The following is a 25,262-nucleotide window of genomic DNA, read 5'->3' on the forward strand; positions in this document are numbered from 1 at the left end:
CTACCTTGTCTCCTGCTTTTTCATTGATACATCATGTAAGGGTCATCAAAAAATGAATGATTTGGTGATATCGATATCAAGATTTTTGGTGGCTTGGTTAGTTGTTCAGGTGGGTTTTGTGCTGCTGTTTTTGGCGAATTTAGATTTACGCTCCCAAAGTTTACCTGATGAACAGTTACCGAAAACAGCTGTGGTATTGTGTTTACGTGGTGCTAATTCACTTTTACCGGATTGTTTGCGATCGCTATTGCAACAAAACTATCCAAAATATGACTTAAAGTTGATCATTGATAGTGAAGAAGACTCAGCTTGGCAAGTTGTCAACAATACCCTGAGTGAATTGGGTGCAACTAATTTCCAAATCAGTCATTTACAAACTATCCGAGCCACCTGTAGTCTTAAATGCAGTTCGCTGTTACAAGTTGTTGGGGAACTAGACGATAGTTATCAGGTTGTGGCTTTGGTGAATGCTAACACTATTGTTCACCCTAATTGGTTGCGCGAGTTAGTCTCTCCTTTAACTAATCCCTCCGTAGGTGCAACCACAGGAAACCGTTGGTATGTACCGACTGCGAGGTCTTGGGGTTCGTTAGTCCGTTACCTGTGGAATGCTTCGTCCGTCGTGCAGATGTATTTATATGGCATTCCTTGGGGTGGAACTTTAGCGATAAAAACAGAGGTTATCCGCCAAACGGGACTGCAACAAAAGTGGGGACAAGCTTTGAGCGAAGATATAACAATTCGTAGTGTTTTGAATCAACATAACCTCCAGGTGAAATTTGTACCGTCTTTAGTGATGTTGCATCAAGAACACACAGATTTATCTAGTTTCCGCTATTGGTTACAACGTCAATTAATAGCTTACCGATTTTACCATCCCCTGTGGCTAGGTGTGGTTGGTGAAGCAGTGTTGACGACTGTGTTACCCAATTTGTTAGTTGTGGTGTTTGTCCTAGCTTGGTTGACTGGACAAGCAGGTACAGCTGCGATCGCTTTTATCTGGTATGGAATATATATACTGGCGTTAGTGATGCTGACTTTGTTATTGGAGATGGGTATACAGCCAATAATTCGCTCCCAAGGTCAGCCTGTGACAGCATTCTCTAGCTCGATTATCTGGAAAATGATGATTGCTATGCCCTTAACTCAATGGGTGTACGCATTAGCTATGTTCCGTTCTTTCCAGATGACAAAAGTAGAATGGCGTGGTGTTAGCTATGAACTCAACGGGGCTGGGCAAATTCATCTGATGGAATATCGCCCTTATATCCGCCGCTAAATTTCTATATCGATGGGTAAATCCTCAATTCTCATCCTAATGACTCAGTAGGGTGCTTTACTTGCGCTCTAGCTGAGACAAGACACACATATTTAGATAGAATTATGAATAAGGAAAAACTCCGCATCGCTTTGTTTTCAGGATTGTACTCTCCTTTTTTGACCGGGGTTTCCGTTGCCGTTCACCAGAGAGCGCGTTGGTTACTACAACAGGGTCATGAGGTATTTTTAGTTCATCCCCAATTTAATGATCAGTATCCCAAACAAGTAGGCGATCGGCCTATGCCTGGGTTAGATGAATTAAAATCTTATCCCAATTTCTCGTCCTACTCATTCCCCACAGAACCACTGATATTTTACAAATCTCTACCCCAACCTTTGAGTTATCGTCATTGGAGCGATACCGAGTTACTGGTTGAGTTTCAACCTGATATCATTGTCGTGGAAGAAGCCGCCCAAATGCGCGGTTTATATTCAGCATTAATCCAAGGTTATGGTCGTCCTGTGGGTGTAGAATATGCACGACGCACTAAAACCCCGATTATTTCTGTCTTTCACACAGATATTGTTGCCTACATCAGATATTACTTAGGGGATGTCTTCTTTAATTTATTACGTCCCATCATTCCTGTTTTGGTACAGCAGTTTAGCCAAACCTACGACTTAAATATCTTTTCTTCTCGTGAACAATTGGTTAAATACCAAAAGTTAGGATGCAAACCTAGTGAATATGTCCCATATCAGGGTATTGATTGTGAAAAATTCCATCCCCGGAATATTTGCCACAATCCCATCCCTGATGATCATAGACCGACTATGCTCTTTGTAGGACGCATCACTGCGGAAAAGAATGTTCTGCAATTAATAGATGCTTATCCTTTCATTGCGGCGGCAATTCCTAATGTGCATTTAGTAATTGTTGGCAGCGGCCCTCTAGATGCAGAAATTCGCAAACGGGCGGAAAAATTTGGCTCTGGTATTACTATTTGGGGCGAATCTCATGGGACAGAATTATTAGGTTGGTTTGCTCGTGCGGATGTGTTTGTCAATCCCTCCGTTACAGAAAACTTCTGCACTACAACTAATGAAGCCTTGGCTTCTGGTACTCCTGTTGTGGCAGCTTTAGCACCATCTACTACTGAACAAGTAACTCCTGGTGTTAATGGCTTTTTAGCTCAACCCAACAACGCAGCAGATTTTGCTCAAAAGGTAATAGATATTCTCAGCAATGCTGAACTTAAAGCAGCTATGGTGCAAGAGGCTCGTCCTTCCATTTTGGAATATGATTGGTCAGCCTGTATGGAAAAGTTTGAAGCCAAACTGTATGAGTTGGTACAAGTATCAGATACAGCAGAAGCTACTCCTGTTTAAAGTAATTCGTAATACGTAATTCGTAATTCGCAATTACGTATTGTAACAGGGATTTAAACCCCTACATTTTGTTAACAGTGAACAGTTATCCCTGATACTTAAATAAGTAATGAGTAATGAGTCAATCCAACTACTTATTACTTATTATTTATACCGTTTCTTGATGAAGACGCACTTTATTCTGTGCTGTAGAGACGTTGCATGCAACGTCTCTACATCATTTATTACTTATTACTCATTACTTAAAGACAAGAGCTAGATTTTTGTGTCACGGATCACAGTCACATATGTTCTACAGCATTACAATTAGGATAAAAATCCTGGTTTGTTATCTGAAACCACAGATAAACGCCGATGAGTTATCTGTTAAAGTCTGTGGTTTCATTTTATTTACAACTTTCCTTGGGATGCTTTTTCTATTTGTTGAGTAAAGTATCCTTGACGATGTTGTAATTGCTTTGCTAATTCTAAGCCGTCTTGAAAAGCTATGAGTGCTTGGGGATAATCTTTAATTTCTAAATATATTTGCCCAATTTGGTCATAAGCTTGCATCATGCCATAATAATTAGCGGCTCTGGCTTCGGTTTCTAAAAGAATTTTGCTAGTTTCTAAAGCTTCATTAATTTGTCCTTGAGAACGATATAAAGGAATTAATTTTTGCAAGGCTTCAGCCGCACGCCCATACTGTTGTAATTCCCAAGCTTTGAGATAAGCTGCTTGGTAGTTTTTAAAGGCTTCTGGTAGCACCGCCGGATTTTGTTGCGCGAGGGTTTCGTAATTGCGGGCGATCGCTATTTGCAATGTTGGCAATTGTGTCTGATTATCATCTTGGGAGTAAATTGCTTGCAGTTTACTCAAAACATCAATAGATTTTTCTGGCTGCTTGGCTTGTTGATAGATATAAGCTAGCTGTTGTAGGTATGCTACTTCATCCTGGCGTTCCCCTTTGGCGGTGGCTAAACTTAATAAATCCTCATAGTTGCTGGCAGCTTGGAGATAATTAAACCAACTCAGATTTAGTTCCCCCAGAATTTTAAGGGTATCAATTTCCTCAGAGGTATCTTTTTGTTGTCGCACCTCTGCTAAAATTTGGTTATACAATTCTATGGCAGGCTTAGGCGATCGCACTTTTTGATAAGCTGTACCTAAAGCCCGTAATAGCTCTAAATCTACACTGGCTTGATTTTTGGATTTTGTGCGTTGTACCTGTTTTTGAATTGTTTGTAAGCGTTGTGTAATGTAAAATAACTGTTGGCGATCGCTTTGATTCCAAGCAATCTCACCCACTCTAGAAAGTGCTTGTACCTCAGCTACAGTACCCAAATACCGCCGCAAGCGCAATTCCCGATTCCAAATTTCAAAAGCTGCTTCTTTGTCCCCAGCTTGCAACTGTACCGCCGCCTCTTGATTTAACTTATCTAACGCCGCCTGAAGTTTAAGTTTTTCCGCCAGACTTAAAGGCTGTTTATTCCGTAAATTTGGTAAAAGTGGATCTGGTGTAGTAATTTCTAATGGACTAGGAGGAAATTTATCCGCCTGTTCAGGATTGTAAACCTGCGCCAGCGTTAAATTACTGCTAAATTGCCAGAGTATAGCGGCTGTAATAATTACACTCAAGGGTTTTAGCATAAGTATTTTAGAATTATATGGGCATGGGGAATTGGGCATGGGGCATCTAGTTCTAACAACTTTAACAGCAAATTAGTTTGACGCATAAACCCTTGATAATTATCCCCAATCCCCGATGCCCAATAACCTTTAAAATACTGGCAGATATGTTTCAGGAACTAATCCATCATCTGTAATGACTCATTCTACGGATATTGCCTCATTAGCACGTTGGATGGCTGGTGATTTTAGCAATCAAGCACAGGCTTTTGAAAATCCACCTTTTTATGCTCATATCCGCGTCTGTATGCGTCCCCTGCCTTGGGATATCTTATCGGGAGTAGCATTGTTTTTAGAGCAGGCTTATGACTTTATGCTCAGTCAGCCTTATCGCCTGCGAGTGTTAAAGTTATATGTTGTAGGCGATCGCATTCGCCTAGAAAACTATACTGTCAAATCAGAAGAAAATTTCTATGGTGCATCCCGCGACTTACAACGCCTCAAACATCTCAAAAGTGAAGACTTAGAAAAAATGCCAGGCTGTGACATGATTGTTGAGTGGACTGGCAATACTTTCAAAGGTAAAGTCGAACCAGGTAAAGCCTGTATTGTGGTTCGCAAAGACAAAAAAAGCTATTTAGACAACGAATTTGAAATTAACGACGAAATATTTTACAGTCTTGATAGAGGACGAGATTTAGAAACCGACGAATTACTTTGGGGTTCTGTTGCAGGGCCATTTCAATTCGCGCGTTGTCAGAGTTTCGCTGATGAAGTTGTCATCAGTTCATGATTAAGTACTGTAGAGACGTTGCATGCAACGTCTCTACATCATTTATTTGGCGCAACTTCATAGAAAATTGGTATTACCACTCATTACTCATTACTCATTACTCATTACTCATTACTCATTACTCATTACTCATTACTCATTACTCATTACTCATTACTCATTACTCATTACTCATTACTCATTACTCATTACTCATTACTCATTACTCATTACTCATTACTCATTACTCATTACTCATTACTCATTACTCATTACTCATTACTCATTACTCATTACTCATTACTCATTACTCATTACTCATTACTCATTACTCATTACTCATTACTCATTACTCATTACTCATTACTTACACCCCACACTCTGTTGCTGACCGAAATTAATGGGATACAAGCCCCGTCCTTCTAGGGCGGCTTTGTTTGTGTTAGAATAAATGCCGTAGAAGTTTTCCACGTCAAATGATAGTTTTAGAGTTTAAGGCTAAAGGGAAAACAACTCAATATGCAGCTATAAATGAAGCAATAAAGACCGCTCAATTTGTCCGCAACAAGTGTATCCGTTTTTGGATGGACAACCGAGGTGTAGGGCAGAAAGAGCTATATCGCTACAACACTGCATTAAGGGCTGAATACTCCTTCGTAAAAGACTTAAACTCTCATGCAACTCAGGTAGCAGTAGAAAGAGCATATAGCTCCATAGCTAGGTTCTACTACAATTGTAAGAAACAAATCCCTGGTCAAAAAGGATATCCCAAGTTTAAGAAAAATAACCGTTCGGTGGAATATAAGACCTCTGGCTGGAAACTATCACAAACGAGAAAACAGATAACCTTCACCGACAAAAAGGGAATTGGCAAACTTAATCTCAAAGGAACGTGGGATTTAAACTTCTACCCATTAGAACAGATAAAACGAGTTAGGTTAGTACGTCGTGCTGATGGTTACTATGTTCAGTTTTTAGTCAGTGTAGACAATAAAGTAGAAACACAACCAACAGGTAAAACCATTGGCTTAGATGTTGGCTTGAAGGAGTTTTACACAGACAGTAATGGACACAGTGAACCTAACCCAAGATTTTATCGCACAGGAGAAAAACGTCTCAAGTTTCGACAAAGACGTGTTCAAAGCAAAAAGAAAGGCTCTATCAACCGCAAGAAAGCCATTAATAAATTAGGGCGAGTACACCTCAAAATAAGTAGGCAACGTGAAGAACACGCTAAGAGAGTAGCGCGTTGCGTCATCCAATCTCACGATTTGGTCGCCTATGAAGACTTGAGGATTAAGAATTTAGTGAAAAATCACTGTCTCGCCAAATCTCTTAATGATGCTGGTTGGTATCAATTCAGAAAATGGTTAGAGTATTTCGGGGTGAAGTTTAGCAGGATAACTGTAGCAGTCAATCCTGCCTATACATCCCAAGAATGCTCTAACTGTGGAGCAGTAGTCAAAAAATCTCTATCCACAAGAACTCATGTTTGTGAATGTGGATTTGTGCTGGATAGAGATTGGAATGCTGCTATTAATATTCTGAAATTAGCCTTGAGTACGGTAGGGCATACCGGAACTTGGATCTTATATCCGAACGCTTTAGGAGATTCGACCTCTACTCATGCTGGAGAAATCTTGTATGAGCAAGTTGGGTCTATGAATAAAGAATCTTCGTCCTTATAGGGCGGAGAGTGTCAATTGAGTGAATAGGGATAAGGAACTCGCTCCACCCTGGTTTCCCACCTACCGTCAGGGTATAGTTTTAACAACCGAAAACCGGGAAAGTCTTGATTAATGACAAAAGTGGGACTTTCTGAATGAAATTGATAACAGGTTGAGGGAGTACCCAGGTATTCAACATGACGATGCTGGTGTTGAAATTCCTGGTGAATATGACCAAATAAGACTAACTTAACTTGGGGATAACGATCTAAAACAGTAAATAAATCTTCTGGGTTTTTGAGACTACTAGCATCTAACCAAGCCGAGTTAACCAGAAAAGGAGGATGATGCAATGCTATTAAAGTAGGGTTGTTATCTAGAATTTGTAACTCAGATTCTAGCCAGTTTAGAGTTGTAGTTGACAAATACCCATGCCAATTATCAGGTACAGAGGAATCCAGCAAGATAAAATTCCAACCACCCCTTTGAAAAGACTTGCGTCGGGAAAACATCCCTAGATTTAAAATTTTATCCATTGCGATCGCGCAATCATGATTTCCTGGTAGCCAATAAGTTGGTATCTTGAGTATATTAAGGCGTTCTTGTAAATTTTCATAAGATTGTGTCGTACCATCATCCGACAAATCTCCAGTTAGTAGCAGTAAATCAAGTTCATCTCTGAGTTCTTGCAACCGTTCTATCACTGCTTGCAAAGTTTCTGTAGTCTGTATCCCTTGCAGTTGTTGATTTTCTGCTGCTAACAAATGTATATCCGTTACTTGCGCCACAGATATTACAGAAGCTTGATTCATCTTTACACTTAGGGATTTGTGCGTATTAATCTTTGGTTCTCCTTCTCCGAAAATAATCTTTTGGGAGGCAGTAATAAAATTAACTTGCTAGTAAAGATATCATTAACAGCATCAATAAGCATCATTCACATTGTATTTTCATACATATAAAGTAAAGTGCTGTTGAACTTATTTAAGCAAATTTACGCATTTTTTAGCAATTTTTACGTATTAAAAAGCTATTTTTGGAAAATATAACACTTTTCATCTATCTTAAGATAGAAAATTTGATTATTTTGTATTTTAAGGCACTGATCTACAGAAATGTAAATGCTAGTATTACTTAAGTAAACTTAAATTTTTCAGTTGTCGGCAAAACTTTAAACACACAAACTAAAAATTTTCCCCTCAATGGATGTTAATTTAGATCCACATCTGCTAATATAGTTAATTGTGAATACGGCGACATAGCCAAGTGGTAAGGCAGAGGTCTGCAAAACCTTTATCCCCCGGTTCAAATCCGGGTGTCGCCTTTTAGAAAATATAAGTATTACAGGGCTTTCAAGCCCTTTTTTGTTGCCAGCGCAAGGACGCGTTCTCAATACCTGCAAAGATTTTTGGGGTTTTTTCGGGTTGTTTGGGGACACAACTGGGGTAAAACTGGGGTAAGAATTTAAGGTAGAGGTTTTTACCCCAAGCAGCATTTCTGGGGTAAAACTGGGGTAAAGTGAAATCGGAGTTTAAATCTATTAAACTTAAAAGGGCAGGGTAAGTTAGCTTCTTTCTCTACACCTGGAAAATTGGAAGCATAACCTTGCCGCTTTTTATTTTGTTTCAACGATTAATTACGATACGAAAGCTTTTCTAAAAATTGTGGGTTGAAAGCGAATCCAGTTACGTCCTGATTAACTGGTTTAATTACTACAAAGTTTCTATAATTGAGAAAAGATAGAAACTAAGTCTCTTGGCTTCGTTAGTAATGTTCAAGAATAATATTTTGTCAACACGGACATTAATCTGTCAACGCGGACAAATAATGTGGCAATCGACAGGTAAAGTCACAATAAACTGCGACAACAACCTTAAGTTGTCCTAAGTGACAACCAATAGTTGACCAAGATGCGCCTTCAAAATCTGATTCTTTCGTTGGGGCGATCGCGCTAGGAAAACCCACTGACAATTATTAGTTGACCAAGAGTAGAAATACAAGCCATTAGCTGACCAAAAGTTGTAAACTGGGATTTTACTAGAATTTGGTGCAATAAGTTCTATAAAATTTATTAGTTAGTAGACTCCGCAAGTAATTCAGTTAATTCCTGATTATTCGTTAAGGTATAATGTAAATAGCTGCATTGCATAACATAGTAGTGCTTCTCTCCTAACTTAGCTATATTTTCTTTAAGCTTATCCTCCAAATCATACTTTAAGTCCTCTAATGTTAATGTAAGTCCTCTCCTTCTTAGTTTTCGTCTGTCCTCCCTTACAGCTTCTACAATGGAATTGACGACGTAATCTAAATGGTCTAACCATTGTTTTTCTAACTTAAATACTCGATTTAAGCTGGCAACACGGCGAGATGGCATACCAGCCTTGTCTTCAATCTTGACCTGTCGTTTACCAACTTGATTGCGGCTTACTATTACATCAACCTGGCTAATTGCGGGATTAGCGTATGGGTGAAAGGTATTTACTAAAGGTTCTTGATTTAGGTCATCGATAGGGTCTCTGTCGCCCTTCATACTTCGGTTACAATCAAGGCATAGCGGCACAAGATTTGCATAATGAACTGACAAAAATGGATAAGTGGATTTAGGGAAAAAGTGATCCGCATCGCTATAAACTTTATTATCAACCTTCGGAGAACGAGGGCGATCGCAAGCTGGACAAACGGTTAATTTGGAATTAGCGATCCAAAAAGATGAAATAAATTTATCTCGATCAAATTTTTGAGTCTGCCCATGAATAACTGAAGGAAAACCAGATGCTAGAAGGTCTGTATAGAATGCTGTTAGTAAGCCCTTGACTACCTTTTGAACTGTAAGACTTAGTTCTCCACGGTACTTAAACTTAAAATTAGGGTCATTTAAATGTTGATGAAATTGTATGTCATGGTCGAAAGCATCCATGATTTTTGCGCTCATCGTAGAGTGGCGTTCTATATATTTAATAAGTTTCTCTAATGCTTTATGTAATTTTGATTGAACCTTATTGCCACTTTTACGCTTAGTCCATAACTTGTCCCATAGCCACTCACCAATCTCATCGCCGAACTCTGCTTTAAGTTGGTTCTCTGTAATTGGTAAGGAGGTACTAGAATTGCAAGCAAAATTTAACAATTTACGTTGAAATAACACAATTCTTTCTAGTTGATTAACGCAACCAGGAAATTTAATTTTATGAAACACTAGATTCCCTTTCTCGTAATGCTCTTAAACGACGACGAAACTCAAATTCATAATATCCGGGGCCAATCTTTTCTTTAAGCACTTCTAAGGTTTCAGTTACAGTGACATCTTCCTTATTGCGTTCTTTTTGGGTGTACTCACGAATTGATTTCAAGACTCTGAGTATTTGTTCATCAAGCTGTTCAGAATCATTACCATCATATTGATGAGGTAGCTCTTGGACAAATTCTCTAAGTTGCTGAAATTCTGGTAGCTGAATAATTGTAGTAAGCTCACTTTCGATTACTGCCCAAACAGTTTGTACATGATCTGGGTGAGCAGCTAGCATCAATACTAGATCCAAAAACTCTGTGGCACGCTTGCCTGCACTTTCAGGGGCATCAAAAATATCAATCATAATTTCATTGGGTGAAGCTCCGAAAGTAGTTATTCTTGGCTCAATGATGGCGATCGCACCATCAATTTCATTTTTATAGAGTAGAGTAATTTCGGTATCAAATACATCTGTAAGTGAGATACTTGAGTGCGTGGAAATAATGACTTCACTGCTATTATCTCGTAAGCTGGTATCAATTACATCGACAATTTCACGTTTCCAAACATCGTTAAAGTGAGTTTCTGGCTCATCCAGAATCATTAAAGCATCGTTTTCGCCCCGTAGCAGTTGAAATAATGCCATACGTCCTAAAAATACCCGTTCACCGTCACTTAGCCAGTTATAGAGCAACATATCTTCAACATTCCGTTTGCAAAAGGTCATCGTTAAGTCTTGGAGCCAGCCTTGTTCTTGCCAGGAGAGCAGTTGCTTAAAGATATCAAAGGGGGTGATTTCATCAATCGCGGTATCGAGTTTGTCGCAGATAGCTCGGATGAGGGCGGCACAAGTGCTGGTATCCACATCAGTTTGATTTGGTAGGGAGCGACGCAGGTCAAAGACGAGTTTCCGACCATTGCTTGGAACGGGTTCACGGATGACGGCAGTTGCTATGTCATAGAGGCGTTTCAGTGGGCGGGTCTGCTGAGAGAAGTGATTAGGTTGAAAAAGAATCTGAAAATTGACGCTAATCAACCAAAGCCAGTCAATTTTATTGAACAGTCCCCGCAGTCCAGTCATCGGTTCATGATTTTGGATAGCTTGCTGGATGCGATCACGGTAAGCTTGTTCTGCTTGTTCGGTGGGCATTTCCTGAAAGTCTTTTCGCGCTTGGTGTAGCGCAACAGCAAAGAAGACAAGTTTAAGTGCTTGGGGAGACACATAATAGCCGATGCTGCGAGTTTGCGCTCCGTCAAAAGTTAGTTCTGGTTCTAGTAGAGGCTCTAATCCTTCCTGTTCTCGATAAAGTTTTTCTTGAGCGAGATCCCAATTAGGAGGGCGTTCTTCTTCAAGGGTAATTTCCTCAAACACGGCATCAGGTAAATTTTCACGTTCGGTCTGCTGATTGGCAAACAGATTTGCCCAAGTTTCGGTTGCGCCGGAAGTGTAAGCTAACAGAACTTTTGGGAGATAGGGACGAATGTTACTACCGAGTTGATCGCCACGAATAAGGAACGAAATTCCAGAAACCTCTGTTTCAAAATTTTCGCTAGGAATGTTTTCTAGTGCTTCCCAGTCTTGCTCCTCTAAACGTGGCTCAAATACAGCGAAGATGGCTGTGGATGAAGGAGTATCCTGTGGATAACGGAGATATATAGTTGCAGGGCGTTCTTCTTCGCCGATTTTTTCGAGGTCGTAGGCAAATGTAACCCGAAAGGGCGGTAATCTTTTTCTTTCTAGGCTCAAAAAAATTTCTGTAAGGGTTTGCAGTAGTTGGGTTTTCCCTGTGCCGTTTACACCAACAACAAAGCGAATAGCACATTTCCGCCCCAGGATTTGTTCCTGGTTAAAGGTAGTTATTAGTTCCTGTAACGGCGGTGTCCCCCACAGATGTAAGTAGCGTAACCTCACACAGCATCCTTCCTTAACAATGAATCATCACTATACCGGGCATCATCATCCTGGTTTAAGTTACGATAAGCCGATTCATAGTGTAATCCACTAGATGTAGGCGTGGGTAAAGTTACGGGAACAATAAGTCCGGCAGCAGCTAATAACTGCAAGCTCTTGTGAGCAATGTTGCGGGGAATGGAATATTTTTCTTCAAGGTGTTCGGGAGTAAAATAGGCGGTTTCTTGAATTACCAATTCATAAATTTTCCATTGGCTCTTACTAAAATCCCGTAACAGTTCATCGCGATCGCGGTGCAGTTCCAATTTATTAGTTTTGCTTGCTTCCTCGTCAGCCAGTTCCTCGACATCCACAGGCTGAGATATCTGAAGTAATTGATCGCGCTCTGTTGTTGCCACTTCTTCTTGATGCTGCTCTCGCCACTTTGCTGTAAGTTCACCTGTAAAGGCATCAGAAAGTAGAGATTTAAAAAGAACATCAATTTTATCAATACTTGTAGTTGATAATGCTTCTAGTTGTAGATACTCATCAACTAAAGATTCAAATCTTTGTTGTAAATTCAATTCTGGCTTGGGGATTTTTAGTTTCTTTAATATTGATAAATTTAGATTTGCTTGAGGCCCACCCCTAGCTAAATCTCGAACATTTTCATACGAATTCTGAAACCAATACCATACATAATTTGGCAATAACTCGTTTGAAGGTAGAAAAGCAGCACAAGCTTGATTAGTTGCAGCAGGAATGCCAAGTTTTGCTGTTCTACCTCTTGTTTTCCCTTGACCATACATTGCCAGAAGAACTGTATTTTCAGGATAAATTTTGGCATTACTAAATTTCAATCCTGCATCCGTAATTGTTTCTTCTGTAGAAGTAATAATATTGTCACGCAGCTCTGTAGTTTTCACCCAAGCATAAGCACCCCCATAATAGCTTGAATTAGAACGGCTAGGAGTACCACCTGTACCTACTTCCAAAAAATCTTCTAGCTTAATAATTTCCCAGCCCCTATCATTAAGTTTTGGATCTGGATTTCCAAATAGCTCAAAGAATACCGATTGTAAAAACTCCCTGCGTTTCTCATTTGCCTGTTTTCGCAAACGACGAAGTTCATCCGCCTCGCGCACAATAGTAACAATTTGCCTCTGTTCCGGTAATGGTGGCAGAGGAATTTGTGTTCGAGCTATATCATTACGATTAATGCCTGGAACACCTACTGTGATAGAAAATCGAGATAAATCTATTTTGCGAAGTGCATGAGCTAAAAATTCAATATCAACGACTGAACTAATTGAATCCAAATAGAATGCTGTATCAATACACCAGAAAGGGAAAGAAACATAGTGAATAGAACCTACTGTTCCTTTGCGTCCAATGATGATACTTGGTTGAGAAGACAAAGCTTTATTGTGTTCTCCAACAATTCCACTAGAACCGAAAACAGGTATGCCGCCTTTACCCGCTCTTTGTCCAGAGGGTAAAGATTTTCCGTATACAATTTTTGCAATATTACCTAATTCAACAATTTTCCATTTAGAAGGTAATTCTATTGTGTTAGTCAAACTCATTTTTTACCCTCTATCATCGAGAGCAAAGAATCTAATTTAGATTGAATTTTAATTTCTAAATCTTGCAAATCAGCGATAATTTGTGCCGGAGAGTCGTATTTTACTACACCTAATGTGAGTGGTTTATAACGTCCAGCAGAAAGGTTGTGATCGTTTTCAGAAATGTATTCTATAGAGGCTGACCAGTTTTTAGGCTCAGTTAGTTCTTCAGTTTCCAAGCCTTCAAAAATCTCAACTGGAAAGGTGACAACGGCAAACAAGAAGTGATAGCCAAGACTGAAGAGCCAAAGTTTCAGCTTTTCAGAATTAATCGACTCTTGTTTTTGGATTTGTAGAAGTGATCTGTACCAGAGATACAATAGAGCTTTAATCTTTTTGATTCTGTCGTCAATTTCTCGCTTTTCAGGTTCCTCAGAGCGGAATATCTCAGTTTCGATTATTGGTCTAGCATAAGACACCGATCGCCTTTTAGGTTCCATCGTCTGCCATTGCTTCCAAGTTTCCCCATTTACAAATGCAGGGGCAGATTCTTCAAATTGCAGCCGATATTTCAGTGTTAAATCCCATAGGTCATTTTCCTGCGGTCTGGGATTCCGCTTGGCATCCAACGTTTCCCCATCCTTGGCTACCTCATAAAACCAGACTTCATCAGTTTTACCACCTTTGTTAAACAGCAAAATCGAAGTTTTCACACCTGTGTATGGCTGAAATACACCTCCTGGCAACGAAATCACCCCTCTCAAAGTGTTTTCAGCAACCAGCTTTTCTCTCAAGGCTTTGTGTGCTTTAGTTGAGCCAAACAGCACCCCTTCCGGTACAATCACTGCTGCTCTGCCACCAATTGCCAAAAGCTGCAAAATCAGTTCTATAAACAGTAGTTCGGTTTTGTTGGTTTTAAGCTCCTGAAGGGTTTCACCGATATCTGTTTTATCTAAACTGCCTGTAAATGGCGGGTTAGCTAAAATCACGCTAAAATCACCCGCCTCACCAGACTGAATCTTTTGATTAAACGCACTGCCCAGCGTATTAGCGTAGTTAACCTTTGGTTTTTCAATGCCGTGCTGAATCAGGTTCATCCAGCCCAAACGCACCATCGTTTTGTCAAAATCGTAGCCATAGAGTGCGTTTTCTCGGAGATATTTATCCTGTTCAGTAGAGAGATTTTCACCCACCATATTGAAGGGTCTGCCTTCTAGCGTATTCATGGGTGTGCCATCTCCTTCAAATACCAGATTTGCTCGATCGGTATGGGTCTTAAGAACGTGCTGATAGGCATTCACCAAAAATCCTGCTGTGCCGCACGCTGGGTCACAAATGCGATCATTCCATTGCGGATTAACCAGATCACACATTACCCGAATGATGTGACGGGGAGTCCGAAATTGTCCATTTTTCCCAGCTTCAGCAATTTCACTCAGCAGGTGTTCATAAATGTCGCCCAGTGTGTCTTGATTGCGTGAGGGAATGAAAAGTTTATCAATGGTGTCAATTGCCCGCCGCAGCAATGTGGCATTTGGAATTAAAAAGACAGCATCGCTCATCCGCCCGTGACGCTTCTCGCTTGTCTTTTCGTCCGCATCATCTTCAGAACTTTCAGTTTCAGACTTTTGTGCTTGTGGATCATCTGTATCGAGGGAGCGCAGCCACTCAAATACTTCACCCCGAACCCGCTTCAGTAAAGCATCTCCTGAAAGGTGCTTAAAATTGCTCCAACGACATTCCTCTGGAATAACGTTTGGATTCAAGTCCTCCAGTCGCTTCAGAAACACCAAATAGGTAATTTGTTCGATCGCGGCTAATGGGTTAGCAATCCCACCCGACCAAAAATAATCCCACAGTTGACGAATTTCTCGTTTGAGTTGCGGTGAAAGCACAGAACCTTAATCAAAATCAGCGACTAACTTATAACCTTATAAGGTTACTGCCAAGTTGTCATCTGAGCCACGTTGCTTAATGTTTCTACGCAACAAACTGATTGGAAAAATTCAGAATTTCTTCTAGTTCTGCTTCTTTAAACAACTGATGCACTGCTCCAACTCGGTTAAAAGGTGGTTGTTCTAAATCGTGAACTGTTAACCTTGTCCGGCGCAATATCGCCGAGCGCATAGTCCTGAGAAAGTAAATTTGCTTGGCCGAAAAACTGGGATGGGCAGCAATAAACTCATCAAACGCCGCAGAAATCTCTTCTTCCTGGCTGGTAATTTGCACTAATCCTAGAATGTGACGCAAAAAGTCTATGAGAGTAGTATTGGGGCGATTATACACCTCTCTTAACACATCTTCCGTTACAAACAGATCGGACTGGTTCAGCGTATGGGCAAGAGAGTCAATTTCGTTGTCACTCAAATTATGCCCCCGCATCAGCATTTGTATGGTGGGATGTTGCTCTGCTAAGGTTTTCACATGAGCCTCAACCTGCTCTCGATAATTCTCTGCAAAGGCTCCTTCGCCACTTGGCCCATAAATTACCCAGCGACGGGTGGCAATCTGGTCGGGTAGATTTAGCTCAATTAAGTCTTTGCGTGGACGCTGGCGGAACCGCATCAAAGGAGCAAAGGTTGTCTGCAAATCCAAAATACGCTCATAGCTCAGATGTTGCCAAAATTTAGCACTCTTCATCCAGGCAAGTTTTTCGCTTTGTGCTTGAATATCCGGTAGGTTTGTGGGCAACAACTTCAAGTCTTCGGTAATAGATTCCCTTAGCTTATCAATCAAATCAACTTGTCCGGCAAGGTGGGTAACAGCTAACCGTTCTGTTTTTACCTCAAATGTCATTACGGGCAGGTTGATATCAGGCAGAAACCGCAACAGAGGTGCGATCGCCTTACTCAAATGCTCCACTTGAGCTTCATCTAAAGACTTCCAAGCTCCAGCCTTAGCCAATTCTGCTAACTCCTGCAAGTGAGGACGTACATTGATGTTATCGGTGGGTAGTTGCGTCAACATCTGCTGAAGTTGAGTAATAGTAGCAGCAATTGCTCCCGTTTTTTTTTGGCTTCTGAGTAGCGCAAGTTTTTCGAGCCGCAATCGAAACAATCGTACAGGTAGTGGTTCTGTCGGGCTGGCAATTTCTCCTTCTGGATTCATGTTGAAGTAAGCAAAATTGTTCCAAAAATCAATGATCAGGAAATCTGCCTTCTTTTCTCCCGTTTGTGGATCTGTCCACAATCTAGTTCCTCGCCCAATCATCTGCCAAAATTTCACTTGACTGAAGACAGGTTTAGCAAATACCAGATTTTGAATTGCAGGCACATCAATTCCGGTATCAAGCATATCCACCGAAATAGCCACGCGTGGCATATTCTTCCGCTTAAAATCATCCAGCGTTCGGTCAGCCCGCTCCATGTGACTATCAATAACCTCTGCTAATCCTCGTTTCTGCAAATCTGGGTAAAGGCGATTGAAGCTTTTCCAAATTTCAACTGCATGTCGGTGGCTCATAGCAAAAATTATTGTTTTAGCAGGCAGCGTTCCTGTTGCATCCTTGCGACATTTCGCCATAAATTCTTTAACCAGAGCATCATTTGTACCTGTATTTGTTACCCGCCGCTCTAGGTCACCTCCCTCAAAATTCAGTTCGCTCAGGTCGATACCCTGTTGTTCTATTTGCTGCTGAAGTTCTGGGGGTAATTGCCCTGCTTTAATACCCTGAAGTTGAAAAGTTGTCTGTACTTCTAATGCTCGGTAGTTGACTAAATAACCTTCATCAACTGCTCTTGTATAGGGATAGTAGAAAGTCGGCAGTCCATCTGGACACTCAAACAGTTCAAAAGTATTGTGGTCAATGTAATCTGTAGGCGTTGCCGTTAAGCCAAGCTGTAAGGCATCAAAATGCTGAAACAACGCCAGATAGCGGTTGTAAATCGAACGGTGACTTTCATCAGCAATGATAAGATCATAGTAGCCAGGAGAAAGTTGCTGGAAAACTTTCATCATGCTGGGGTAAGTGGCTACATGAATTCGAGCGGTGCTATCAACCTCGTTACCTTCTATCCGCGCTCTAGTTTCGTTAGGAATATGTTCTTTAAAATCGCCTAGTGCCTGTCGTACAAGCTCCCGTCTATCTGCAAGAAAAAGAACGCGTTGTATCCATTTAGCACGCAGCAATAAATCTACTAAAGCAATTACGGTGCGAGTTTTACCTGTTCCCGTTGCCATCACCAGCAGAAACTTTCGCTGTCCCTGTTCTAAAGATTCAGTTACACGCTTGATGGCTTCAAATTGGTATAGGCGATCAACAATATTTTTGCTAGGACTGAACTGATTTAAAGATGCATGATACTGGCGCTGAAACGCAAGACGTGCCAAATCTTCCTCAGTAAAAAAACCGCTAACTTTTCGCAATGGATACCGCTCACGATCCCAAAAATAAATAGTTTCACCATTGCAGAGAAAAATGAAGGGTTCAAATTTGTGTTTTTCTCTGATGCGGTCAGCATAATCGCTAGCTTGCCGCTTGCCAGCTAAAGCGTCGCGACTGCTTCTCTTTGCCTCTACAACAGCTAATGGTCTACCATCTCGATTAACAAGAGCATAGTCAACGTATTCCTTACTTATGAAGAAAGTTTCCTGATCTTCCTTAGCAATTAGAAACTCATCCAATCGATTTCTTTGCTGAGGACTCCACCCAGCTTGAGCAAGTTGGCGAGCAATCAAGTGTTGACGGGTTTCAGCTTCTGAAAGATTAGGAGACATTGCTCAGTTAATTAACTAATTTTTAGTTACAGGCACAACAAAAAGTACCAAGTTATCAAAGGGAGAGGTTACTTAGCTCTATCTTGCCCTTTCCTGCCAAACAAATCAATAATTTCATGGCCTCTGGCGAACATATTTCAAATAATGTTTGTTTTGGAGAAGACTGTTGACAATCATACAGGCTTGTAAGAGCAAGGTAGAAAAGTACTATTTTCAACAATTTACTTAGTTGAGAATAAAATTGAACTTATATTTCACAGTTATAGTAAAAAACTTTTGATTTGTTCTGAGCAGTATTAAGTGGTGCGAAAACTGCTAATAGATTGAAATACTCAAAAATCCTTGTATTTTTCATGCTCTACATGAATGTTGTAATCAATAAACAGCGCAGGAATCGATATGTTTAGGGCATTTGCAAGCTTTTCAATGGTTTCCAGGGAAGGATTTAGCTCACCTCTTTCCAGGTTAGAAATATAAGTACGGTGAAGCCCAGCCTGTTCTGCAAGCTGTTCTTGTGATAAATCAAGTTCACGCCTACGTCGCCTGACCGCTTTGCCAAAGCGTTGTTTGATGTCTAGTTCATTATTTTCACTCACTGCACCATCTTCAGAAAGTGCAGGAAACTTGTCTATAGATTATAAATAAACTTTTGTAGTGTATAAATAACATTAGGGAATAATTAGCAAAAACATTTATGCCTGAGACACCCCTTTCAATACCGCCTGTAGCCTTGCCAGAGCGAATCCCTCCAGTCTTACCCCAACAGAGATTCCAACTAGGTGAATGGGTACGATGGTTTCAAGTACCCAATGGTGACTTTGGTCGAGTCATTGGAGTCATGTACACCCATCAAGCTAGTTGTATGGCCACTGGCTTACACTACTTAGTTCTTTTAGATGAACGTAGCCCCTCCCATGAAATCTGTACCTGCGACTTCGCTTTTGAGGAAGATATAGAACCCCTAGACTCCTCATCCTTGGAACAGCTTAGGGGCAATTATGTCTGATACCGAAAAATCCCAGAAATTGCTAGAACTACACAACCAAATGTTCATGTCCCCCCAAGACTTTAGCTACCGTTGGGGATTAGGTTATGAAGAACTAGCCAAAATCTGCTCCATCTCAAAATCCACCACATATCATTGGCTAGGTGGACAAGCCAGCCGCCGTGCTGCTGGATTACCTTACCAGAGAATTATGGCTGTCGCTGACTTTTTACTTGCCAACACGGAGGTCATTCAACCTCTGTTGGAACAGTGGCATCAGTCTCAACCGCCAAATTAATCAGTCAGTTTTTGCAAATTGACAAAACTTTTCTCTATCTCCTTGACCAAGCCAAAAAGCAGATAGTAGGGTGCTTGTTATCGTCACCAGCAACCAACTGATTCATGAACCGCGCCACTCAGGACTCTTACTATCTGCCCTCTAGTATTGAAATCACAGAGAATCATGTCCTGATTTCTCGCATGGCTCTCCCGCTTCAGAATGCCATCAGCTACCTCAGACAATTTCCCCAGTCAGAATATGAAGATATTTGTCTCGATGCCTTTGAGTTGGGATTTCTCTGCTTGCAAACTACTCAAGCTCGTAACGGCAGCGAATTAGTCAAGCAGCAGATGGAATCTTTATTGGTGGAATTTCACCAAGCTGTCAAAGTGATTGCTGAATCTTTCCAGCAAGAATTGGTTAGTCAGATTGGCACAGATAATGGTCAATTATTAGCCCCACTGCAATCCCAAATTAGTCAAACTTCAGCTATTTTCACAGAGAAACTCAATAGCGTCAGCACTTTGCTGACACAGGACATCGACCCTGCCAAGGAAACCTCTGTTGTTGGTCGCTTCCTTCAAACATTACGTCATTTATTAGATGCCAAACGCTCAGATTCCATTCAAGGGGCATTCAAAGCAGCATTAGCAAATGTCACTACTGAAAACGGTACTTTGGCAGTGACAGTGAGAAATGTAGTTGCTGAATCTATCAAACCCTTGATTGAACAGGTGGAAAAACTGACTCTAGAAATCCACGACACCCAGGTGACACAACAGGTACTTCAACAGACAACAGCAAAAGGTATTAGCTATGAAGAATTAGTTGTTGGTGAATTACAACAAACTTGGTCAAAGTCTAATGGCATAGAGGTAGAGCATATTGGTAACGATAAGGATACAGGTGATATTCTCGTCAAGTTCACTAGCAAATCCCTAGCGGCAATAGAACTATCAATTGTAATTGAAGCGAGAAACAGACCATCAAAGCCGTTTGGTCGCCAAGCAATTGCTCAACATTTACAGCAGGCTATGTTGCGGCGTTCTGCAAATGCAGCAATTTTTTTAAGTTATTCCCGTGAGGGACTAGCACAGGAAATAGGTGACTGGGCAGAGGGTGTGACTGAAGCTGGTTACTGGATTGCTACAACTCAGCCATTTTTGATTGTTGCGATTCGGTTTCTAGTCATTCAACAACGAGTGAATCAACTGCGTACTTATCAGTCAAAGATAGATGTGACTTTTATTGAACAGCAGCTTGAGCAAATTCGCACAGCTTTGGGGCGTATTAGAACTATCAAAAAATCCCTCACAGATATTGGTAAGGGTGTGACCTTAATTCAAGTTGAGGCAGATGCGCTGAGTACAGATATCCAATCCGCACTGAAATCAATTGAACAAGCCCTGAGTGTTATTTCAAGCACAGGCTAGTTTAATAAACGGCAGTGCCAGTTACCGAATAACGCTTCTGATTACTATTAAATAGTATGAGCAATAATCACAATTAATCAAGAATAAAATCAAGAGATGAATATAAACAAAAATATATTTTTACAAAAATATATTTTTGTTTTAAAAAGAAAACATCAATCCGTATCATTTTAATTATCAAATGATACCGGAGATAAGCTTGGTATTTATTATTGGTGATTTTTCAAAAAAAATCAGCAAATCTTCTCTATACAGATGAAGAATATATTTATTTAATATTTTTTAAATACAAACTGAAGGAGCAATAGTTTATTTAGGCTTTGGAATGAATCATTGCCAGAAAAAAATTTCCATAGACTATATTTAGATTTACTAAATATAGTCTATATGATGAATTTATCTATCTAATTTAGATTATTGAGTACAGATTTATGTTGCTATGTAAAAGTTGAGTTTTTCAGCCAGCATAGTATATTCTGTTTGCTAATGAGAGTGTCTCAATGCTTACTAATGAAGAGTTTAATCAATGGTGTTATAGCTTGAATTTATCTGAACAAGCTCAAAAAATTGTAGAACAAATTCGCTCATCACCACCATCAAGACGTGTAGGAGGCGGTAAAAGAAGTGTTTCTGGTCGTTATCCTAGCCGGAAGATGGGCGTAACTATTCAATTTGAGTCTCATCGTAACGAGTTAGCGCATATATATAAGTTGGAAATAGATGATGACGTACTGGAATATTATGACCAGCCCCCCCCTATCTTTCTTGATTACCTTAGCAAACGCGGTAGACGGAACCGCCACCAACATACCCCAGATTTTTTTGTAATCCGAAAGAACACTGCGGGTTGGGAAGAATGCAAGACTGAAGAACATTTACTTAAGCTAGAACAAGATAGCCCAAATCGTTGGTGTAGAGAAGATAACGGTCAATGGTACTGTCCTCCTGGTGAAGAGCATGCTTCTTCATTTGGCTTTTACTATATTGTTCGCTCCTCTGGTGAGATTAATGTAACCTTTGTACGCAACTTTATTTGGTTAGAGGATTACTTTTCCAGCAAGATATTAATAGTTGAAGAAAAGAAAAAAGATGATGTAAAAGAAGTTATAAAGTCATGTCCTGGAATCACTTTAACTAATTTAATTCTTGAAATTCAAGGATTAACTATAGATGATTTGAACATACTCATTGCCACAAATGAAATTTATGTAGATATATATAATGATTTTTTAGGAAAACCTGAAGAAGTCACGGCTTTTTTAGATGAAGAGTCAGCGTTTATTCATACACAAAAACTAAAGGTTGCTCATGCAATTACAGAGAGGAACTCTTGTAGTATAAAGGTAACAATAGGAACATTTGTATGTTGGGATGGGAATATTTGGACAATCACTAATGTAGGAGAAAAAAGAATTGCTTTACTCAAAGAAGATGGAGGATTAATAGAGCTACCTAACCATGTTTTTGAAAATTTAATTAAACAAGAAAAAATTACAGGCTTGTTAACAACAGAAGAATATATCCATCCTGAAATTGAGTATTTATTCAATAAGGCAAGCACAGAAGATAGAAAACAAGCTACTGATCGCTACAAGATTATTGAAGCATTCCTTAATGGTACTTCTCATACGAAACCCAATCGTACACAAAGACGTTGGATTCAGAGTTATCGGAAAGCTGAAAAAATTTACGGTAACGGTTTTGTAGGACTTTTCTCCAGACATCAGGATAAAGGATGGCGAAGAGAAGGTCTTCCAGAAGAAGTAAGACTTCTCATGGAAGAGCATATTAAAAAAAATTACGAGAAATATACACAACCCTCAATTCGTCAGTCTTACGGAGCTTTTGAAAAATTATGCGAAGAAAAGGGGTATAACCCTCCAAGCCGCGAATCATACCGTCAAGCAGTCAGAAATCGTCCTCTACATGAACAAATAGAGAAGCGTATGGGTGAACGTGCTGCGTATAAGGAAGAGCCTTTTTATTGGTATTTGTATCGAGATGAAACGCCTCCTCATGGTGATCGTCCATTTGAAATCGCTCATTTAGACCACACTGAGGCAGATATTGAACTTATCAGTGAAATCATGTTGAGCCTTGGTGTCGATCCTCACGTTGTTCAAGAGAAAACTAATATGGGAAAACCTTGGGCAACATTATTAATTGATGCCTACTCCCGAAGTCCACTGTCTATTTATATGACGTTCGATAGCCCAAGCTACCGTTCTGACATGATGGCTTTAAGAATTTGTGTTCAAAGACACCAACGACTTCCTCAAATCATTGTAGTGGATGGAGGAGCAGATTTTAATAGTACCTATTTTGAAACTCTTTTGTCTTACTTCAGAATTACTAAAAAGCAAAGACCTGCTGCTAAACCAAGGCATGGGACGATAATCGAATCTTTTTTTGGAGTAGCTGATAAAGAATTTTGGCACAACCTAGTTGGGAATACTCAAATTATGAAAAACGTACGGCAGGTAACAAAACAGGTAAATCCCAAAAATCATGCCGTCTCAACACTCACTAGTATCTATGCTTCCTTCTGTGACTACTGCTACGAAATTTATGCTACTTGCCCACATCCAGCCTTAAGAATGAGTCCTAAGGAGGCATTCAATATTGGATTAGCAAAAGGAGGTCTTCGGGAGCATAGATTTATTAGCGAAAAAGAGTTTAATCTCTTAGCTCTTCCATCACCAACGGATCATGCTGGAAAAAGACAAATTACCCAAGAAGGCGTAAAAATTAACTATTTATATTACTGGCATCCTAACTTTAGTAAAATTCGTAACACTAAGGTAGAAGTCAAATTTGATCCCTTTGATATTACAGTAGCTTATGCCTATGTCAAAGGCGAATGGATAAAATGCCGTTCTCGTTATTTGCAAGAATTTCAAGGTCACTCAGAACGAGAATTGATGATTGCAGCAGCAGAATTAAGAAAACTAAACCAGCTTCAAAATAAACAATTCAACGAAATTACTGGCAAAAAATTAGCTGATTTTTTTAAACGTATAGAAATGGAAGAGGCTGCTCTAACAGAGCCTTGGATTAATGCGAAAAAGGCTATACAAAAACAGCGTGTAAAAGATGCAGAACTTAAGCGAGTTCATATACAGCTTGAAGCAGGATTTAGAATAATTGATAAGAATGACTATTCCAGTGTTGATAATTCTAATCCTATGACAATGGAAACTACGGAATTTCAAATAAATGAAACCTCTGACCAAGAATGTGATGAGTATGATTTAGACGAAACTTTTGAACCTTTGGAGGAATGGTAATGCTTAATAATCGACCTAGTTTTCCTCGTGAATTACTTGATAAGACAACAGAACAACGACTGCTCTACTTCAAAAATCCGAGTGTTACATTCATGCACCGCAACCTCAAAGTTGCGTTTGAAAAAGTATTTCGTAATATTCTTGAACCTGCTGGAGCCTCAATCATTTTGATTATTGGCCCTTCTGGTGTTGGTAAATCAACATTACTAGGTATAACTAGAAAAAAAATTATTGAACAAAGTGCATCTCAAATAGAAGCTAATCCTGGTTGGATTCCTTTTATTGATGTTGAGGCTCCCGCTCCTGCAAAAGGTACTTTCAGGTGGAAAAACTTCTACAGAATTATTTTGGAGGCTGTTGATGAACCTGGGATTGATCAGAAAATCTACTATAACTTGGAAGGTATACGTCGAGATAGTAATGGAAAGCTAGCTTTTCGTGTTAAACAAGCAACAGAAGATGCTCTACGCCTTGCTATGGAGAAGGCTTTAATTCATAGAAAACCTTATACGTTAGCAGTTGATGAATTTCAGCATATTGGAAAAATGGCTAATGAAGAGGTGTTACAAGCTCACATGGACTGTATTAAATCAGCCGTTAACGTTACTAAAATTCCTTGGACTGGATTTGGTACTTATCAACTACTTGATTTTTTACAACTCAGCCCACAACTAAGCCGACGTACTAAAGTTATACACTTTTCAAGATATATTCTTAATGATGAAGATATTAAAGAATTTAAAAAAACTCTAGAGCATTTACAAAATAAAATGCCCTTGTCAAAAACGCCTCAACTGCTTAAATACTGGGAGTTTTGTTACGAACGTAGTATTGGTAATATTGGTACTCTTAAAGATTGGTTAACAGATGCTTATCGCCTAGCACTTTCTGAAAATGCCACTACTCTTACTTTCGAGCATCTTAAAGAAACATCTAAGTCAGCCATTGAATGTGAACAGATGGCTTTGGAAGCTATGTATGGTGAAGAAAAATTAAGTGACACCAGAGATAAGAGTCGTAGCTTACGTGTCATTTTAGGTTTGGAGAAGGAGAAAACTCAAACTAGTAACCAAGAAGCAAATAATAAAGGCGATAAAGTAAATAATAATTTAAAATCCAAAAAAGATAAAGACCCAGGCAAACGTAATCCCAAACGCGATCTAGTTGGAGATTAATCTGT

Annotated in this window: 18 protein-coding genes and 1 tRNA gene; 10 read left to right on the forward strand and 9 right to left on the reverse strand. The window is 39.8% G+C overall.

What is annotated here, in order from left to right; translation table 11 throughout:
- The first annotated feature begins 52 nt into the window (after positions 1-52).
- Positions 53-1,279: a glycosyltransferase family 2 protein gene (locus tag ACPZ3T_RS05505; RefSeq protein WP_490274158.1), complete on the forward strand. Its 1,227-nt coding sequence runs from the start codon at positions 53-55 to the stop codon at positions 1,277-1,279.
- Positions 1,280-1,383: 104 nt separating this feature from the next.
- Positions 1,384-2,649 (forward strand): glycosyltransferase, encoded by a 1,266-nt coding sequence (locus tag ACPZ3T_RS05510; RefSeq protein WP_490274160.1) that lies wholly within the window; start codon positions 1,384-1,386, stop codon positions 2,647-2,649.
- Between the two features lie 390 nt (positions 2,650-3,039).
- On the opposite strand, the gene ACPZ3T_RS05515 is transcribed toward ACPZ3T_RS05510, so the two are convergent.
- Complete coding sequence (locus ACPZ3T_RS05515) at positions 3,040-4,278, reverse strand: tetratricopeptide repeat protein (protein ID WP_490274162.1); 1,239 nt, start codon at positions 4,276-4,278, stop codon at positions 3,040-3,042.
- Between the two features lie 175 nt (positions 4,279-4,453).
- Here ACPZ3T_RS05515 and ACPZ3T_RS05520 point away from each other — a divergent pair, with 175 nt between their 5' ends.
- The gene (locus tag ACPZ3T_RS05520) at positions 4,454-5,050 is read left to right on the forward strand and encodes a chromophore lyase CpcT/CpeT (RefSeq protein WP_490274164.1); all 597 of its coding nucleotides are present in this window, start codon (positions 4,454-4,456) and stop codon (positions 5,048-5,050) included.
- Between the two features lie 455 nt (positions 5,051-5,505).
- Entirely contained in the window at positions 5,506-6,717 is a 1,212-nt protein-coding gene (locus ACPZ3T_RS05525; protein WP_490274166.1) for an RNA-guided endonuclease InsQ/TnpB family protein, read from the forward strand.
- 11 nt (positions 6,718-6,728) lie between these two features.
- Here the strand turns inward: ACPZ3T_RS05525 and cpdA are convergent, their stop codons facing one another.
- Positions 6,729-7,538: a 3',5'-cyclic-AMP phosphodiesterase gene (cpdA, locus tag ACPZ3T_RS05530; RefSeq protein WP_490277127.1), complete on the reverse strand. Its 810-nt coding sequence runs from the start codon at positions 7,536-7,538 to the stop codon at positions 6,729-6,731.
- 410 nt (positions 7,539-7,948) lie between these two features.
- On the opposite strand from cpdA, the gene ACPZ3T_RS05535 reads away from it, so the two are divergent.
- Positions 7,949-8,020, forward strand: a tRNA-Cys gene (locus ACPZ3T_RS05535).
- Positions 8,021-8,499: 479 nt separating this feature from the next.
- On the opposite strand, the gene ACPZ3T_RS05540 is transcribed toward ACPZ3T_RS05535, so the two are convergent.
- From ACPZ3T_RS05540 to ACPZ3T_RS05570, 7 genes are all read right to left on the reverse strand, one after another.
- Positions 8,500-8,661: a hypothetical protein gene (locus tag ACPZ3T_RS05540; protein ID WP_490274168.1), complete on the reverse strand. Its 162-nt coding sequence runs from the start codon at positions 8,659-8,661 to the stop codon at positions 8,500-8,502.
- 106 nt (positions 8,662-8,767) lie between these two features.
- A complete protein-coding gene (locus ACPZ3T_RS05545) occupies positions 8,768-9,892 on the reverse strand; it encodes a hypothetical protein (protein ID WP_490274170.1) in 1,125 nt (374 codons plus the stop codon).
- Entirely contained in the window at positions 9,882-11,837 is a 1,956-nt protein-coding gene (locus tag ACPZ3T_RS05550; protein ID WP_490274172.1) for an AAA family ATPase, read from the reverse strand. Before ACPZ3T_RS05550 ends, ACPZ3T_RS05545 begins: the two co-directional genes overlap by 11 nt.
- Positions 11,834-13,402 carry a restriction endonuclease subunit S gene (locus tag ACPZ3T_RS05555; protein WP_490274174.1) on the reverse strand — a complete coding sequence of 523 codons (1,569 nt, stop codon included), beginning with the start codon at positions 13,400-13,402 and terminating at the stop codon, positions 11,834-11,836. Before ACPZ3T_RS05555 ends, ACPZ3T_RS05550 begins: the two co-directional genes overlap by 4 nt.
- A complete protein-coding gene (locus tag ACPZ3T_RS05560; RefSeq protein WP_490274176.1) occupies positions 13,399-15,276 on the reverse strand; it encodes a class I SAM-dependent DNA methyltransferase in 1,878 nt (625 codons plus the stop codon). Before ACPZ3T_RS05560 ends, ACPZ3T_RS05555 begins: the two co-directional genes overlap by 4 nt.
- Before the next feature lie 85 nt (positions 15,277-15,361).
- Positions 15,362-18,097 carry a type I restriction endonuclease subunit R gene (locus tag ACPZ3T_RS05565; RefSeq protein ID WP_490274178.1) on the reverse strand — a complete coding sequence of 912 codons (2,736 nt, stop codon included), beginning with the start codon at positions 18,095-18,097 and terminating at the stop codon, positions 15,362-15,364.
- Positions 18,098-18,429: 332 nt separating this feature from the next.
- Complete coding sequence (locus ACPZ3T_RS05570; protein WP_490274180.1) at positions 18,430-18,693, reverse strand: helix-turn-helix domain-containing protein; 264 nt, start codon at positions 18,691-18,693, stop codon at positions 18,430-18,432.
- A gap of 98 nt (positions 18,694-18,791) precedes the next feature.
- Between ACPZ3T_RS05570 and ACPZ3T_RS05575 the strand changes: the two genes are divergently transcribed.
- The 5 genes from ACPZ3T_RS05575 to ACPZ3T_RS05595 all read left to right on the forward strand — a co-directional run bounded on the left by ACPZ3T_RS05575 (position 18,792) and on the right by ACPZ3T_RS05595 (position 25,257).
- Positions 18,792-19,103 (forward strand): hypothetical protein, encoded by a 312-nt coding sequence (locus tag ACPZ3T_RS05575; protein WP_490274182.1) that lies wholly within the window; start codon positions 18,792-18,794, stop codon positions 19,101-19,103.
- On the forward strand, positions 19,096-19,380 hold the full coding sequence (locus tag ACPZ3T_RS05580; protein WP_490274184.1) for a helix-turn-helix domain-containing protein: 285 nt from the start codon (positions 19,096-19,098) through the stop codon (positions 19,378-19,380). Before ACPZ3T_RS05575 ends, ACPZ3T_RS05580 begins: the two co-directional genes overlap by 8 nt.
- A gap of 104 nt (positions 19,381-19,484) precedes the next feature.
- A complete protein-coding gene (locus ACPZ3T_RS05585; RefSeq protein ID WP_490274186.1) occupies positions 19,485-20,795 on the forward strand; it encodes a hypothetical protein in 1,311 nt (436 codons plus the stop codon).
- Between the two features lie 500 nt (positions 20,796-21,295).
- Complete coding sequence (locus tag ACPZ3T_RS05590) at positions 21,296-24,082, forward strand: TnsB C-terminal domain-containing protein (RefSeq protein WP_490274188.1); 2,787 nt, start codon at positions 21,296-21,298, stop codon at positions 24,080-24,082.
- On the forward strand, positions 24,082-25,257 hold the full coding sequence (locus ACPZ3T_RS05595) for a TniB family NTP-binding protein (protein ID WP_490274190.1): 1,176 nt from the start codon (positions 24,082-24,084) through the stop codon (positions 25,255-25,257). Before ACPZ3T_RS05590 ends, ACPZ3T_RS05595 begins: the two co-directional genes overlap by 1 nt.
- Positions 25,258-25,262 lie beyond the last annotated feature (5 nt).

Source organism: Aliinostoc maniaoense, from assembly GCF_058172895.1.

Coding starts and splice junctions, on each gene's coding strand:
- ACPZ3T_RS05565 (WP_490274178.1), bottom strand. CDS start 18,097: ATGTCTCCTAATCTTTCAGAAGCTGAAACCCGTCAACACTTGATTGCT.
- ACPZ3T_RS05555 (WP_490274174.1), bottom strand. CDS start 13,402: ATGAGTTTGACTAACACAATAGAATTACCTTCTAAATGGAAAATTGTT.
- ACPZ3T_RS05515 (WP_490274162.1), bottom strand. CDS start 4,278: ATGCTAAAACCCTTGAGTGTAATTATTACAGCCGCTATACTCTGGCAA.
- ACPZ3T_RS05510 (WP_490274160.1), top strand. CDS start 1,384: ATGAATAAGGAAAAACTCCGCATCGCTTTGTTTTCAGGATTGTACTCT.
- ACPZ3T_RS05595 (WP_490274190.1), top strand. CDS start 24,082: ATGCTTAATAATCGACCTAGTTTTCCTCGTGAATTACTTGATAAGACA.
- ACPZ3T_RS05590 (WP_490274188.1), top strand. CDS start 21,296: ATGCTTACTAATGAAGAGTTTAATCAATGGTGTTATAGCTTGAATTTA.
- ACPZ3T_RS05575 (WP_490274182.1), top strand. CDS start 18,792: ATGCCTGAGACACCCCTTTCAATACCGCCTGTAGCCTTGCCAGAGCGA.
- ACPZ3T_RS05580 (WP_490274184.1), top strand. CDS start 19,096: ATGTCTGATACCGAAAAATCCCAGAAATTGCTAGAACTACACAACCAA.
- ACPZ3T_RS05585 (WP_490274186.1), top strand. CDS start 19,485: ATGAACCGCGCCACTCAGGACTCTTACTATCTGCCCTCTAGTATTGAA.
- ACPZ3T_RS05505 (WP_490274158.1), top strand. CDS start 53: ATGAATGATTTGGTGATATCGATATCAAGATTTTTGGTGGCTTGGTTA.
- ACPZ3T_RS05520 (WP_490274164.1), top strand. CDS start 4,454: ATGACTCATTCTACGGATATTGCCTCATTAGCACGTTGGATGGCTGGT.
- ACPZ3T_RS05525 (WP_490274166.1), top strand. CDS start 5,506: ATGATAGTTTTAGAGTTTAAGGCTAAAGGGAAAACAACTCAATATGCA.